We start from the raw sequence: 14,413 nt of genomic DNA, 5'->3' as shown, positions 1-14,413 counted from the left end.
GGCGGGGGCGCCCCGGCGCGGACCGGGACGCCGTGGGCGCTGAGGCGCACTCCACCCGGTGCTTGCCGCCCGTCCGGCGGGCGAACGCGTCACTCATGTGCGCGTGGCAGGCGTCCCGGACAGCGGGCGCACATCGACGCGGTACCGGCCTCGCGCGTCATCCCGGCCGCCCGGCCGCCGGTGCACGAAGGGGCATCCGGCGCGCCCCTGTGCTCTTCTTCACAGGCGTACGAAAGGTCGCACAAAGAAAGGGCGGGCCCCGCACCTCGAAGGGTGCGGGGCCCGCCCTCACGCGTACCTGACGCGGCTACCGGGGTGAGCGGACGGCTCAGACGGCGGCCGGGTCCTCCTCGACGAGGAGGTTGCGGGTGCGGTTCGGGTCGAGCTGGATGCCGGGGCCCATCGTGGTGCTGATGGCGGCCTTCTTGATGTAGCGACCCTTGGCGGCGGACGGCTTCAGACGGAGGATCTCCTCCAGCGCGGCGCCGTAGTTCTCCACCAGCTTGCTGTCGTCGAACGACGTCTTGCCGATGATGAAGTGCAGGTTCGAGTGCTTGTCGACGCGGAACTCGATCTTGCCGCCCTTGATGTCGGTGACGGCCTTGGCCACGTCGGGGGTGACGGTGCCGGTCTTCGGGTTCGGCATCAGACCACGGGGGCCGAGGACGCGGCCGAGACGGCCGACCTTGCCCATGAGGTCCGGGGTGGCGACGACGGCGTCGAAGTCCAGACGGCCCTTCGACACCTCGTCGATCAGTTCGTCGGCGCCGACGATGTCGGCGCCCGCGGCACGCGCGGCCTCGGCACGGTCACCGGTCGCGAAGACCAGGACCCGGGCGGTCTTACCGGTGCCGTGCGGAAGGTTCACGGTGCCACGGACCATCTGGTCGGCCTTGCGCGGGTCGACACCCAGACGGAAGGCGACCTCGACGGTGCCGTCGAACTTGGTCGTGGAGGTCTCCTTGGCGAGACGGACGGCCTCGAGCGGGGCGTACAGCTTCTCCCGGTCGACCTTGGCGTCCGCAGCGCGGAGAGCCTTGCTGCGCTTGCTCACAACTTGCTCCTGTGTGTTCTGAAAGGAGTCGTGGTCCTTGGGCCGAGCAGGCCCTGCCACGTGCGACCGGTTACGGCCGCATTGACTGCTGAGGTGGGGTTCAGCCCTCGACCGTGATGCCCATGGAGCGGGCGGTGCCGGCGATGATCTTCGACGCGGCGTCCAGGTCGTTCGCGTTCAGGTCGGGCATCTTGGTCTGGGCGATCTCGCGGACCTGCGCCTCGGTGATCTTGGCGACCTTGGTCTTGTGCGGCTCGCCGGAGCCCTTCTCGACACCGGCGGCCTTGAGGATCATCTTCGCGGCCGGCGGGGTCTTGGTGACGAAGGTGAAGGAGCGGTCCTCGTAGACCGTGATCTCCACCGGGATGACCCAGCCACGCTGCGACTCGGTCGCGGCGTTGTAGGCCTTGCAGAACTCCATGATGTTGACGCCGTGCTGACCCAGCGCGGGGCCGACCGGCGGAGCCGGGTTCGCCGCACCGGCGTTGATCTGGAGCTTGATGAGCCCCGTGACCTTCTTCTTCTTGGGAGGCATAGCTCTCCGGGTCCTTTCATTCGGGTCCATGCCCGCGCAAGAATCGCGATCCTGACGCAGGCATACCGCACAACGATAACGGGTATAGATGCGCGGCTGAAAACCGTGCAGGTCAGGCGGACCGTGACGGCCTGCCTGACCTGCGCGGAAGCGGTATGTCCAGAAAGAACTAGTTCTTCTGGATCTGGTCGAAGGACAGCTCGACCGGCGTCTCGCGGCCGAAGATCTCGACCAGGCCCTTGACCTTCTTCGAGTCGGGGTTGATCTCGTTGATGGTCGCCTGCAGCGTGGCGAACGGGCCGTCGGTGACGGTGACCGAGTCGCCGACCTCGAAGTCCAGCACCTGGACCTCGACCTTGCGCTGCGGGGCGGGCTTGCCCTCGGCCTCGGCGGCCTCGCGCGCGGCCTTCTCCTCGGCCTCGGGGGCGAGCATCTTGACGATCTCGTCCAGGGTCAGCGGGTACGGGTCGTAGGCGTTGCCGACGAAGCCGGTGACGCCCGGGGTGTTGCGCACGACGCCCCACGACTCGTTGGTCAGGTCCATACGGACCAGGACGTAACCCGGCAGCTTGTTCTGCTTGATCGTCTTGCGGTCGCCGTTCTTGATCTGGACGACCTCTTCCTGCGGCACCTCGGCCTGGAAGATGTAGTCCTCGACGTTCAGCGAGACGGCGCGCTGCTCCAGGTTGGTCTTCACGCGGTTCTCGTAGCCGGCGTAGGTGTGGATGACGTACCACTCGCCGGGCAGGGTGCGCAGTTCCTCGCGCAGGGCCTCGACGGGGTCGACCGGCTCGGCCGGCTCCTCCTCGACGGCCTCCTCGGCCTCCTCGGCCTCGGCGGCAGCCTCTTCGGCCTCGGTCTCGTCCTCGTCCTCGACGTTCAGGGCAGCCTCTTCGGCCGGCTCCCCCGCCTCGGCCTCGGCAGCCTCGAACTCGTCCTGCTCGTCCGCGCCCTCGACGATGTCGAGCTCGTCGTCCACCATCTCGGCAGCGGTCCCGCGAGACTCGATGGCGTCGTCGTTCAGGTTCGGGTCAGACACGATGGCTGCTTCTTCCTGGATACATAGGGGTGGAACATGCGAAAACGGGCGCCGGTGCCACGGCGCCCTTCGCTCTTGGCTCAGCCGAAGACGTACTTGGCCGCGTGGTTGAGCCCATAGTCAATCACGGTCACCAGCGCGATCATGATGGCGACGAAGAAGATCACCACAGTGGTGTACGACGTCAGCTGGTTGCGCGTCGGCCAGACGACCTTACGGAGTTCCGCGACGATCTGGCGGTAGAAGGTGGCGAGCCGCTTCAGCGGGCCCTTCTTGGCGCGCTTGCCGCCCTTGCGGGCTTTCTTCTTGGACTCCGGCACCTCGTCCTGGGCGTCAGGCGTGTCGATGGAGCCCACGGCGTCCGTCATTCGTCCTCACCTGGTCCCGGGTCGTGGCCGTGCCGCGCCCGGTTTCTGAGCCGCACGGCGGTGCATTGCTGTACGTACATGCGCACACATCTTGGCGGTGTGTGTAGCAGGGCCGGAGGGACTTGAACCCCCAACCGCCGGTTTTGGAGACCGGTGCTCTACCAATTGAGCTACGACCCTTCGTGTGTCCCCCAACGTACCGCATCCGGGCGGGTGCGCGGTGTGCACCGGTTTCGGCGCGGCTGCTGAAGGCCAACGAGGTGAGAGTGTACGTGGTCAACGGCCCTGCGTCGAACAGAAAGTGCCCGTCCGGGGCGGCATGACCAAAGATCGTCCTGGCCGGGGGCCGGATTCGGACCCGTGTTCAGGTCGCGACCCCATGCTGTTCAGTCTGTGAAACCCACATGCCGGGGGGATTTCCGGTCTGGAACGATGGGCTCCATGAGCGCTGCAACCCCTCCCACCGAGCGCCGGGTCTCCACCCGAGTCGGCGCGATCTCCGAGTCCGCCACCCTCGCCGTGGATGCCAAGGCCAAGGCCCTGAAGGCCGCCGGGCGTCCGGTGATCGGCTTCGGCGCCGGTGAGCCCGACTTCCCGACCCCGGACTACATCGTCGAGGCGGCCGTCGAGGCCTGCAAGAACCCCAAGTACCACCGCTACACGCCGGCCGGCGGTCTGCCCGAGCTGAAGGCCGCGATCGCCGCGAAGACGCTGCGCGACTCCGGCTGGGAGCCCGACGTCTCGCAGATCCTCGTCACCAACGGCGGCAAGCAGGCCATCTACGAGGCGTTCGCCGCGATCCTCGACCCGGGCGACGAGGTCATCGTCCCGGCGCCGTACTGGACGACCTACCCGGAGTCGATCCGCCTGGCCGGCGGTGTCCCGGTGGATGTCGTGGCCGACGAGACGACCGGCTACCGGGTCTCGGTCGAGCAGCTGGAGGCGGCGCGCACGGAGAAGACGAAGGTCGTGCTCTTCGTCTCCCCGTCCAACCCGACCGGCGCGGTGTACTCCGAGGCCGAGACCGAGGCGATCGGCCGCTGGGCCGCCGAGCACGGCCTGTGGGTGCTGACCGACGAGATCTACGAGCACCTGGTCTACGGCGACGCCGTGTCCGTGTCGCTGCCGGCGCTCCTGCCCGAGCTGCGCGACAAGTGCATCGTGGTCAACGGCGTGGCGAAGACGTACGCCATGACCGGTTGGCGCGTGGGCTGGGTCATCGGCCCGAAGGACGTCGTCAAGGCCGCGACGAACCTGCAGTCGCACGCCACCTCCAACGTCTCCAACGTGGCCCAGGTGGCCGCCCTGGCCGCGGTCTCCGGGGACCTCCAGGCCGTCGCGACGATGCGCGAGGCCTTCGACCGGCGCCGCAAGACCATCGTGCGGATGCTCAACGAGATCGACGGCGTGGTCTGCCCGGAGCCCGAGGGCGCCTTCTACGCCTACCCGTCGGTGAAGGCCCTGCTCGGCAAGGAGATCCGCGGCAGGCGTCCGCAGGACACGGTCGAGCTGGCCGCGCTGATCCTGGAGGAGGCCGAGGTCGCGGTCGTCCCGGGCGAGGCCTTCGGCACGCCGGGTTATCTGCGGCTGTCGTACGCGCTCGGCGACGAGGACCTCGTCGAGGGCGTCAGCCGGATGCAGAAGCTGCTGGCGGAGGCGCGGGACTAGTTCTCGGCGTCCACGCGCGCGTGCGGGCCGTCTTCCCGCGGGCCGTCTCCCTTCGCGGAGGCGGCCCGCTTCTGTGTGCGAGCAAGACCACGTACGGGGAAACGGCTACCGATACGGCAGGGACGTACGGCAGGATCTGGGAATGGAGCGTGTACGTGATCTGTCCCAGCTGCCGAAAGCCCATCTGCACCTGCACTTCACCGGTTCGATGCGACCGGAGACCGTCCTGGAACTGGCCGACAAGCACGGCGTACGCCTGCCCGAGGCCCTGACGGAAGCGCTGACCAGCGCGGAACCGCCGAAGCTGCGGGCCACGGACGAGCGGGGCTGGTTCCGTTTCCAGCGGCTGTACGACGCGGCCCGCTCCTGCCTGCGCGAACCGGAGGACATCCAGCGGCTGGTCCGGGAGGCCGCCGAGGAGGACCTGAAGGACGGCTCGGGCTGGCTGGAGATCCAGGTCGACCCGACCTCGTACGCGCCCCGGCTGGGCGGTCTGATCCCCGCGCTGGAGATCATCCTGGACGCGGTGGACACCACCTCCCGGGAGACCGGGCTCGGAATGCGCGTACTGGTCGCCGCGAACCGTATGAAGCACCCGCTGGACGCCCGCACGCTGGCCCGCCTCGCGGTGCGCTACGCGGACCGGGGCGTGGTCGGCTTCGGACTCTCCAATGACGAGCGGCGCGGCATGGCGCGGGACTTCGACCGGGCCTTCCACATCGCGCGCGAGGGCGGTCTGCTGTCGGCCCCGCACGGCGGGGAGCTGACCGGTGCGGCCTCGGTCCGGGACTGCCTGGACGACCTGCACGCCTCGCGGATCGGGCACGGGGTGCGCGCGGCGGAGGACCCGCGGCTGCTGAAGCGGCTGGCCGACCGTGAGGTGACCTGCGAGGTGTGCCCCGCGTCGAACGTGGCGCTCGGCGTCTACGAAAAGCCCGAGGACGTCCCGCTGCGCACGTTCTTCGACGCCGGCGTGCCGATGGCTCTGGGCGCCGACGACCCGCTGCTGTTCGGCTCCCGGCTGGCCGCCCAGTACGAGATCGCCCGGCACTCCCACGGCTTCTCGGACGCCGAACTGGCCGAGCTGGCCCGGCAGTCGGTGCGGGGTTCGGCCGCCCCGGACGACGTCAAGGCGCGCCTGCTGGCCGACGTGGACGCCTGGCTGGCCCGCCCGCCCGCCTGAGGGACTCATCCGGCCGCCTGAAGCGGGCGTACGGCGGCCGGGGCAGGAAGTCATCCCGAGGCCCGCGCCACGGAGATTCCGTCCAGCAGCGTCCTCGCGAGCCGCGCGGAGAACTCCTCGACCGGCGGCCGCTCTCCCGTGTCGGTCGCGTCGTAGGCGAACGCACGCTGCGCGCAGGCGCCCAGCAGCAGGGACGCGGCCGCGAAGGTGTCGGCGCCGGCGCGGACGCGGCCGGTGGCCTGCTCGGCGCGGAGGTAGGCGTCGAGGTCCTGGATGGGCCTGTGCGGGCCGGAGCCGAGCTTGCGCAGGGCGTCGAAGTGACGCTGCCTGAGCTGGGGCTCTGCATACAGGGAGGCGGCGATCGGGAAGCTCTGCTCGTAGAAGAGGGCGGCCTGGCGGGCGATCTCGGTGAGGTTGCCCTCGAGCGTGCCCTGTCCCGGCTCGGTGGCCAGGCTGCTGAGCAGCGGGGTGAGGCGGGGCAACCGCTCGGCGAGCACGCTTGTGAAGAGGTCTTCCTTGCTGTCGAAATACTTGTAGAGGGCTGCTTCGGAGCAGTCCGCCGCGCGGGCGATCTCTTTGGTGGTGGCACGCGCGAGTCCGACGGTGAGCATGAGCTCGTGAGCGGCGTCGAGGATGCGGACACGCGCCGGCTTCGGCTCCATGAGGTCGTCCAATCGGCTTGACGGGTGAGTGAGTACTTACCCACTCTAGGGGGGAGCGCTGGTGAGTGAATACTCACCCACTCGGCCACCTACCCGACCACGGGATCGGAGCACGCACATGAATCTCACTGTTTTCGGCGCGACCGGCGGTATCGGCCGGGAGATCGTGCGCCAGGCGCTCGGCGCCGGCCACCGGGTGACCGCCGTGGTCCGCGATCCGGCCCGGCTCGGCGTCACGGGGGACGCGCTGGAGGTGTTCCGCTCCGACCTGAGCGACCCGGAGCACCTGCGCGCCGCCGTCCGCGGCAGGGACGCGGTCCTCTCCGGCCTGGGCGCCCGCAGGCGCAAGGACGCCGGGGTGGCCAGGCGGCTGACCCGTACGGTCCTCGCCGCGATGGAGGCGGAGGGTGTACGACGGCTGCTCGTGGTCAGCGCCGGTCCGGTGGGCCCCGCAGCCGATGGGGACGGCGCCCTGGACCGCGCTGTGCGCGGCCTGGTGTCCGCCGTCCTGAAGGACGTCTACACCGACCTGCGCGGGATGGAGGCCGAGCTGGCCTCCAGCGGCACCGACTGGACGTCCGTACGGCCGCCCCGCCTGCAGGACAAGCCGCTCACCGGTCGCTACCGCACGGTCGTCGGCGGCTTCCCGCGGCAGGGCCGCTTCATCGCGCGCGCGGACGTGGCACACGCGATGCTCGCCATGATCGACGACCTGGGGACGGTCAAGCAGGGGGTGGGACTGGCGTACTAGGTGTGACCTGGGCCTTTGTCGGGCCTCACAGGCTGACGCCGACCGTCACCGGCTCGTTGACCAGCGTGACACCGAAAGCCTCGCGGACTCCGGCGACCACCTCGCGGGCCAGGGTCAGCAGGTCCTCGGTGGTGGCGCCGCCCCGGTTGGTGAGGGCGAGGGTGTGCTTGGTGGAGATGCGGGCCGGCCCGGTGCCGTAGCCCTTGGTGAAGCCCGCCTTGTCGATCAGCCAGGCCGCGGAGGTCTTCGTACGGCCCTTCCCCGCCGGGTAGGCGGGCGGCTCGACGCCGTCGCCCAGCCGCTCGCGCACGCGCGCGTGGAACACGGCGTACTGCTCGTCCGTGAGGATCGGGTTGGTGAAGAAGGACCCCGCGGACCAGGTGTCGTGGTCCTCGGGGTCGAGGACCATGCCCTTGCCGGTGCGCAGCTTGAGCACGGTCTCGCGGGCTTCGGCCAGCGGCACCCGGTCTCCGGCTTCGACGCCGAGCGCGCGCGCCGTCTCGGCGTACTTCACGGGTGCGGACAGCCCGCCCGCGTCCTCCAGCTCGAAGCGGACGCGCAGGACGACGTAGCGGTCGGGGTCGGCCTTGAAGCGGCTGTGGCGGTACGAGAAGGCACAGTCCTCGTTCGCCAGCGTGACGGTCTCGCCGGCGTGCCGGTCGTAGGCGACGACCTCGGTGATGGTGGAGGACACCTCCTGGCCGTAGGCTCCCACGTTCTGGATCGGCGTGGCCCCGGCCGATCCCGGGATCCCGGCCAGGCACTCGATCCCGGCGAGCCCGGCCTCCACCGTGCGGGCGACGGCGTCCGACCACACCTCGCCCGCCGCCAGCTCCAGTGTGGTGCCGCGCAGTTCGACACCGCGTGTGGCGATGCGCAGGGCGGTGCCCTCGAAGCCCTTGTCGCCGATGACCAGGTTCGATCCGCCGCCGACGACCAGCAGCGGTGTCGCGCTGTCGTCGGCGTCCCGGACGGCCGCGATCACCTCGGCGTCGGTCTCGGCCGTGACCAGCCGCGTCGCGGGGCCGCCCAGCCGGAAGGTGGTCAGCGGGGCAAGAGGGGCGTCGTGGAGTACCTGCACGCGCCCAAGACTACGAGACGGCACCGACAGCACCGCATCACGCGGGGGCTGCCCGGTCCCCTGTGGCCGGCCATGCGTGCACGCGCGCGTGGTCCCCTTTCGAGGGCCACGCGCGCGTGCGCGACGACGCGCTGCCGGCCGGCAGGTCTGGGCGAGCCGCCGCTCCGCCTCCTCCCAGCTCACCGGCAGCCGGCCCACCGGTGGCCTGCCGGGTGGCGAGCGCGACGTGGCGCATCCGGGAGGCAAGTCCACGGGAGGCCCCGTGGCCGCCGGGCGCCGGGCGGCCTGGGGCGAAGACGTGTGCCCGCGGTGCCCGCGGTGCCCTGCGGCGGAGTGTTCGGCACGGTCCGGGGAAGAGCGGGAAGAGAGGGCATCGCGCTCTCCTTGGGCGGACCTGGCGAGGCTCCGGCCGGACTTCAGCGAGCAGTGGTCTCCAAACCCATGGGCCTTCAGCGAGGAGTGGTCTCCAGGCCCGTGCCCTCCTAAGCGGCGGTCTCCCTGGTGGCCTTCGGGGCCGTGCTCCTCGGCGCAGTCGTCTTCGAGGCACTGGTCTCAGCGGCGTCCGCGGATGTCCGCCCCTTCCCCGCGGCCTGCGCGGCGGCGTTACGCCGGGCCGGGATCACCAGGGCCGCGACCGCGGCGAGAGCGACCACAGCCGAGCCGGTGACCAGGGCAGGCCGCAGGCCGTCGACGAAGCTCTGCGCGCTTTCGTAGCCGCCCTGTGCGGAGAAGATCGACGACATCACCGCGATACCGAGCGCACCGCCCACCTCGCGCAGCGCGTTGTTCGCGCCGGAGGCGATGCCCTGCTCCTGCGGGCGGACGCTGGACATCACCAGATTGGCGGCCGGCGCGAAGTACAGGGCCATGCCGACCCCGCTGATGATCAGGGCGGGCAGCTGGACGGCATAGGAGGCGTCCGCGGTGGCCACGGCGGCCATGTAGCCGAGACCCAGGGCCTGCAGGAACAGGCCCGCGGCGACGACCGGGCGGCCGCCGATGCGGTCCGAGAGGATGCCGGCGATGGGCGCGACGAGCATCGGCATGCCTGTCCAGGGCAGCATCCTGAGGCCCGCCTCGGTGGGCGAGTAGCCGAGCACACCCTGCATGTACTGGCTGAGCAGGAAGATCGAGCCGAACATGCCGACGAACATCAGCAGGCTGGCCGCGTTGATGCCGGCGAAGGCACGGGACCGGAAAAGCCTCATGGGCAGCATGGGGTCGGCCGCGCGGGAGCCGTACAGGACGAACCCGACCAGCAGTGCGGAGCCGGCGAACAGCGAGGTCAGTACCAGGGTGTCGGTCCAGCCGTCGGCGGGCCCGCGGACGAGGCCGTACACGATCCCGAAGAGGCCACCGCTGGCGAGCAGGGTGCCGGGGACGTCGAGCCGGGCGCCGGTGCCGTAGGACTCGGCGAGGCGCAGACGGGCGAGCGGCAGCGCGATCAGGCCGAGCGGGACGTTCAGCCAGAAGATCCAGTGCCAGGAGACGTGCTCGGTGAGGCTGCCGCCGATGAGCGGCCCGGAGGCGACGGCGAGCCCGTTGACGGCGCCCCAGATGCCGTAGACCATCCCGCGCCTGGCGGCGGGCACGGCCGCTGTCAGCAGGGTGAGAGTGAGCGGCATCATCACGGCCGCGCCGACGCCCTGGACCGCGCGGGCGGCGATCAGCGAGCCGATGCCGGGAGCCATGGCCGCGGCGGCGGAGGCGCCGGTGAAGACGGCGAGTCCGGCGATGAAGAGCCGGCGGCGGCCGAAGCGGTCACCGAGCGCGGCGCCGAACATCAGCAGGACGGCGAAGGTGAGCGTGTAGGCGCTCACGGTCCACTCGAGGTCGTCCAGCGCGCCGCCGAGGTCCTTGCGGATGGAGGGCAGGGCGGTGGTGACGACGAGGTTGTCGAGGGCCGCCATGAAGCCGGCGACGCTGGTGATCACGAGGGCCCACGCGGCGCTTGCGCGCGTGGCGCTCGGTGCGGACTCGGCCGGTGCCGTCCCACTCGGTGCGGTCTGCTGTGACATCTCTCCCCCAGAGAGCGATCTACCGGTTAGTTATTGATGACTAACTTTCACGGGCGCGAAAAGGCGGGCGACGCCGCCCTCGCCGCGCTACTTCTCCAGTCGCCCGGTGACCCGGGCCGCCGGATACATCGCCTGCCAGACCCGGTGCTCAGCCGGAAACCTCATGGCGGTGAGGGTGTTGATGAGCATTCCGTACGCCAGGAACGTCGTGGTCTCGTCGTCGTCCGCGCCCAGCGGCAGGTGCACGGTGTCCCAGAGCTTCATCCAGGCGGCCCGCACGGCCTCGCCGAACTCACGGTCGCCTTCCGCCTCGGCCGCCGCGACCGCGATGTACGTCTGCATCTGCATCCGGAGCTTGTCGGGCTGCTCCGTGATCAGCCGCACGTAGGCGTTCGCCATGGCGTGCAGGGCCTCCTCGCCGTGCAACCCCTGGGCCGCCTCCTCGAAGACCTTGCAGGTGTCCTCCACGCACCGCAGCGACGCGGCGGCGAAGATCGCCTTCTTGCCCGCGAAGAGCCGGAAGAGGTACGGCTGCGAGACGCCCACGCGATGCGCGATCGCCTCGGTGGAAGTGCCGTAGAAGCCCTTCTGCGCGAACTCCGCGATCGCCGCACGGATGACGCTCTCGCGCCGCTCCTCTGCGCTCATCCTGACCACGGGAAGTAAGTTAGTACTCAATCACTAACTTGGGCAAGGGCCTCGCGGCACGGACATGCGCGAGGGGCGCCCCGGCAGGAGACGCCCCTCACCTCGCCGCGTCGCACCGGCACGTCAGGCCAGGCGCACGACCGCCCGGGACATGCCCAGCACCTTCTGGCCGCCGCTGGTCGCCGTCAGATCCACGCGCACGGTGTTGTCGTCCAGCTTGGCCGCGACCTTGCCGCCGACCTCGATCAGGGCGCCCTCGTCGTCGTTCGGCACGACGACGGGCTTGGTGAAGCGGACGCCGTACTCCACGACCGCTCCGGGGTCCCCAACCCAGTCGGTGACCACGCGGATCGCCTCGGCCATGGTGAACATGCCGTGCGCGATGACGTCCGGCAGGCCGACCTCCTTGGCGAACTTCTCGTTCCAGTGGATCGGGTTGAAGTCCCCCGAGGCACCCGCGTAGCGCACGAGCGTGGCCCGGGTCACGGGGAAGGACTGCACCGGCAGTTCGGTGCCGACCTCGACGTCGTCGTACGCGATCTTCGCCGTCATCAGGTCCTCACGCCTCCTCGGCCGCGCGGGCCACGAGCTTGGTCCATGCGGTCACGACGTGTTCGCCCGCCTCGTCGTGCACCTCACCGCGGATGTCCAGGAAGTCGTTGCCGGCGAGGGACTTGATGGCCTCGATCGTCGACGTGACGGTGAGCCGGTCGCCGGCGCGCACCGGGCGGCTGTAGGCGAACTTCTGGTCGCCGTGCACCACGCGGCTGTAGTCGAGACCGAGCTGCGGGTCCTCGACGACCTGCCCCGCCGCCCGGAAGGTGATGGAGAACACGAACGTCGGCGGAGCGATCACGTCGGGGTGGCCGAACGCCTTGGCGGCCTCGGGGTCCGTGTACACCGGGTTGGTCTCGCCCACCGCCTCGGCGAACTCGCGGATCTTCTCCCGGCCCACTTCGTAGGGCGCGGTGGGCGGGTAGGTCCGTCCCACGAAGGACTGGTCGAGCGCCATGGCCCGGCACCTCCTGATGTCTGCTGTGATGGCCCCAAATTAGCGGGAATCCGGCCCGGGAATGCGCGCGGGGACGCGTGGGTCCCGGCCGCTGAAGCACGGGTGAAGCCGTGAAACGCCGCGAGGCCGCCCCCTCGGAAGGGGACGGCCTCGCGGACGAGCCTGATTATCGCGTCTCGCGGTGCGCGGTGTGCGCGTTGCAGCGCGGGCAGTGCTTCTTCATCTCAAGACGATCCGGGTTGTTACGCCGGTTCTTCTTGGTGATGTAGTTCCGCTCCTTGCACTCCACGCAGGCCAGCGTGATCTTCGGGCGGACGTCGGTGGCAGCCACGTGAGTGCTCCTAAGACGAACGGATGGACTAGTTCAACGCAAGAAAGAGTAGCCGATCGAAGGACCGACCCCGCAATCGGCTACTGTCAGTAGCGGTGACCGGACTTGAACCGGTGACACAGCGATTATGAGCCGCTTGCTCTACCGACTGAGCTACACCGCTGTGATGCGATCGGACCCCGCCTTTCGGCGGGAACCTCACACACCAGAGCCCCAAAACGGAATCGAACCGTTGACCTTCTCCTTACCATGGAGACGCTCTGCCGACTGAGCTATTGGGGCGAGCGATGAAGACATTACACGGTCCGCCGCCGTTCACCCAAATCCGTATCCGGCGGCCCCCGACGACCCCCACCCCGGCCCGCTCAGCGGTCTCGGCAGTCGCAGAGGGGGTGGCCGGAGCCGACCGAGTGGGCGACGCGCGTACCGCCAAGGGCGGACCACACCGGTACGACTATTGCGCTCCTGCGCGCCCGGCGCGGCTCGCCACCCTAGGCTCGACTCGCTCTGCGTGATCTTGGGTCCCACGCCCCGATCCCTCACGCGGCCCGCCCGAGCCCCCGGTCCCCACCCTGGAGCGCGATGCCCGACAGCCAGCCGCCCCCGCCGCCGTCGAACCCCTCGGGATTCTCGGGCCAGTCCGAGCCCGCCGCCCTGCTGCTGTGCGGGGCGCGGCTCACCGACGGCCGGAGCGTGGACGTGCGGCTGGGCGGCGGACGCATCGAGGCGGTGGGCACGGCCGGCAGCCTGGCCTTCCCGGGGCCGGCCCGGGCGGGCGCCACGCGCGTGGACCTCAGCGGATACCTGCTGCTGCCGGCCCCGGCCGAACCGCACGCCCACGGCGACACCGCGTTGTCCGCCGAGCACCCCGGCCCGGCGTCGTACGCCCCCGACGACGTCCAGCGCCGGGTGACGGAGGCGGCCCTGCTGCAGCTCGGCCACGGGGCGACGGCGGTACGCGCGCACGTGCGCGTGGGCGACGTCCAGGGGCTCGGCGCGATGGGCGCGGTACTGCAGGCGCGTCGCTCGCTGCGGGGGCTGGCCGAGCTGACGACAGTGGCGATGCCACGGCTCCTGACGGGCGTGGCGGGCGCCGACGGGCTGGCGATGCTGCGCGACGCGGTCAAGATGGGCGCCTCGGTGGTGGGCGGCTGCCCGGACCTTGACCCCGATCCCACGGGCTATGTGGAGGCGGTTCTGGAAGTGGCCTCCGAGCACGGCTGCCCGGTGGATCTGCACACGGACGCCTCCGACCCGGCCCGGTTGTCCCGGCTCGCGGCCATGGCAGGCGGGTTGCGCCCCGGCGTGACGATCGGACCGTGCGCCGGTCTCACACGCCTCCCCGCCGAGGCCGTGTCACGCGCCGCCGACCAACTCGCTGCGGCCGGCGTCACCGTGGTGTGCCTGCCCCAGGGCGGCTGCTGCGGCGCCGACCGCCGGGGTTCCGCGCCGGTACGGCTGCTGCGCGCGGCCGGCGTACGCGTGTCGGCCGGCAGCGGCGCCCTGCGCGACGCCTCCAACCCCGTCGGCCGGGGCGACCCGCTGGAGGCGGCCTACCTCCTCGCCTCCGCCCACGGCCTGCGCCCGGAGGACGCCTACGACGCCGTGAGCGCTTCTGCCCGTGTGGTGCTGGGCCTGCCGGAGGTGCGCGTGGAGGCGGGCTTCCCCGCCGATCTCCTAGCCGTGCGCGCCGACCGCCTGGCCGGCGCCCTGTCCCTGGCCTACAGCCGGATCGTGGTGCACCGCGGCCGCGTGGTCGCCCGTACGAGCGCGGTACGCGAGTACTGCAACTCGGCGGCCGCGGCGGAGCTCGGGTTGCCTCGGCAGGGGCGGGGCGAGCTGTCGTAGGACGGGTTGACGACCCGGAGGGGATCGGGGGCCGGTTGCCGTAGGCCGGAGCGCGGGTTGCCGTGGGCGGATCGATGTGGGGCGGGGTTGTCGCCGGGCGGGGGCGCGTGGGGTTTTGGGGGCGCGGGGGCGTCGTGGCGCGAGATTGTCGTGAAGAGGCTGGAGTTCGAAGGGCGGGCGCGGCGGATGCCGAGCGCGTAGCCCCGTACGCGCGC

15 protein-coding genes and 3 tRNA genes are annotated in these 14,413 nt (G+C 70.8%); 4 read left to right on the top strand and 14 right to left on the bottom strand.

The features are described 5' to 3' along the window. Positions 1-328: 328 nt before the first annotated feature. The 5 genes from rplA to ABZ919_RS25835 all read right to left on the bottom strand — a co-directional run bounded on the left by rplA (position 329) and on the right by ABZ919_RS25835 (position 3,176). Positions 329-1,054 (bottom strand): 50S ribosomal protein L1, encoded by a 726-nt coding sequence (gene rplA, locus ABZ919_RS25855; protein ID WP_361252206.1) that lies wholly within the window; start codon positions 1,052-1,054, stop codon positions 329-331. 100 nt (positions 1,055-1,154) lie between these two features. Next, a complete protein-coding gene (rplK, locus tag ABZ919_RS25850; protein ID WP_031167035.1) occupies positions 1,155-1,589 on the bottom strand; it encodes a 50S ribosomal protein L11 in 435 nt (144 codons plus the stop codon). Between the two features lie 169 nt (positions 1,590-1,758). Beyond that, entirely contained in the window at positions 1,759-2,628 is an 870-nt protein-coding gene (gene nusG, locus ABZ919_RS25845; RefSeq protein ID WP_361252203.1) for a transcription termination/antitermination protein NusG, read from the bottom strand. An 80-nt stretch (positions 2,629-2,708) separates the two neighbouring features. Continuing rightward, positions 2,709-2,996, bottom strand: coding sequence for a preprotein translocase subunit SecE (gene secE, locus ABZ919_RS25840; RefSeq protein WP_355145417.1), 288 nt, complete (start codon positions 2,994-2,996; stop codon positions 2,709-2,711). Between the two features lie 107 nt (positions 2,997-3,103). Then, a tRNA-Trp gene (locus tag ABZ919_RS25835) sits at positions 3,104-3,176 on the bottom strand. Positions 3,177-3,437: 261 nt separating this feature from the next. Here ABZ919_RS25835 and ABZ919_RS25830 point away from each other — a divergent pair. Next, a complete protein-coding gene (locus ABZ919_RS25830) occupies positions 3,438-4,664 on the top strand; it encodes a pyridoxal phosphate-dependent aminotransferase (protein ID WP_361252200.1) in 1,227 nt (408 codons plus the stop codon). A 142-nt stretch (positions 4,665-4,806) separates the two neighbouring features. Further along, entirely contained in the window at positions 4,807-5,847 is a 1,041-nt protein-coding gene (locus tag ABZ919_RS25825) for an adenosine deaminase (protein WP_361252197.1), read from the top strand. A gap of 50 nt (positions 5,848-5,897) precedes the next feature. On the opposite strand, the gene ABZ919_RS25820 is transcribed toward ABZ919_RS25825, so the two are convergent. Next, on the bottom strand, positions 5,898-6,509 hold the full coding sequence (locus tag ABZ919_RS25820) for a helix-turn-helix domain-containing protein (protein WP_361252194.1): 612 nt from the start codon (positions 6,507-6,509) through the stop codon (positions 5,898-5,900). Positions 6,510-6,627: 118 nt separating this feature from the next. Here ABZ919_RS25820 and ABZ919_RS25815 point away from each other — a divergent pair, with 118 nt between their 5' ends. Continuing rightward, entirely contained in the window at positions 6,628-7,260 is a 633-nt protein-coding gene (locus ABZ919_RS25815) for an NAD(P)-binding oxidoreductase (RefSeq protein ID WP_361252191.1), read from the top strand. Between the two features lie 25 nt (positions 7,261-7,285). Here ABZ919_RS25815 and ABZ919_RS25810 read toward each other — a convergent pair whose 3' ends face one another. The 8 genes from ABZ919_RS25810 to ABZ919_RS25775 all read right to left on the bottom strand — a co-directional run bounded on the left by ABZ919_RS25810 (position 7,286) and on the right by ABZ919_RS25775 (position 12,632). After that, positions 7,286-8,341 (bottom strand): UDP-N-acetylmuramate dehydrogenase, encoded by a 1,056-nt coding sequence (locus ABZ919_RS25810; RefSeq protein WP_361252188.1) that lies wholly within the window; start codon positions 8,339-8,341, stop codon positions 7,286-7,288. 482 nt (positions 8,342-8,823) lie between these two features. Then, complete coding sequence (locus ABZ919_RS25805; RefSeq protein ID WP_361252185.1) at positions 8,824-10,359, bottom strand: DHA2 family efflux MFS transporter permease subunit; 1,536 nt, start codon at positions 10,357-10,359, stop codon at positions 8,824-8,826. Between the two features lie 87 nt (positions 10,360-10,446). Then, positions 10,447-11,016 carry a helix-turn-helix domain-containing protein gene (locus ABZ919_RS25800; protein WP_361252182.1) on the bottom strand — a complete coding sequence of 190 codons (570 nt, stop codon included), beginning with the start codon at positions 11,014-11,016 and terminating at the stop codon, positions 10,447-10,449. 114 nt (positions 11,017-11,130) lie between these two features. Next, the gene (locus ABZ919_RS25795) at positions 11,131-11,559 is read right to left on the bottom strand and encodes a MaoC family dehydratase (RefSeq protein WP_361252181.1); all 429 of its coding nucleotides are present in this window, start codon (positions 11,557-11,559) and stop codon (positions 11,131-11,133) included. Between the two features lie 7 nt (positions 11,560-11,566). Next, entirely contained in the window at positions 11,567-12,019 is a 453-nt protein-coding gene (locus ABZ919_RS25790) for a MaoC family dehydratase N-terminal domain-containing protein (protein ID WP_361252178.1), read from the bottom strand. 166 nt (positions 12,020-12,185) lie between these two features. Further along, the gene (rpmG, locus tag ABZ919_RS25785) at positions 12,186-12,350 is read right to left on the bottom strand and encodes a 50S ribosomal protein L33 (protein ID WP_003948671.1); all 165 of its coding nucleotides are present in this window, start codon (positions 12,348-12,350) and stop codon (positions 12,186-12,188) included. Between the two features lie 90 nt (positions 12,351-12,440). Further along, positions 12,441-12,513 (bottom strand) — tRNA-Met (locus ABZ919_RS25780). A gap of 46 nt (positions 12,514-12,559) precedes the next feature. Next, positions 12,560-12,632, bottom strand: a tRNA-Thr gene (locus ABZ919_RS25775). Positions 12,633-12,932: 300 nt separating this feature from the next. Here ABZ919_RS25775 and ABZ919_RS25770 point away from each other — a divergent pair. Then, a complete protein-coding gene (locus ABZ919_RS25770) occupies positions 12,933-14,198 on the top strand; it encodes an amidohydrolase family protein (RefSeq protein WP_361252176.1) in 1,266 nt (421 codons plus the stop codon). The last annotated feature ends 215 nt before the right edge of the window (positions 14,199-14,413 follow it).

The organism is Streptomyces sp. NPDC046759 (genome assembly GCF_040645475.1).
Classification (GTDB): domain Bacteria; phylum Actinomycetota; class Actinomycetes; order Streptomycetales; family Streptomycetaceae; genus Streptomyces.
Note: the sequence above shows the minus strand (reverse complement) of the source record. Positions and strands in the feature narration are given on the sequence as shown.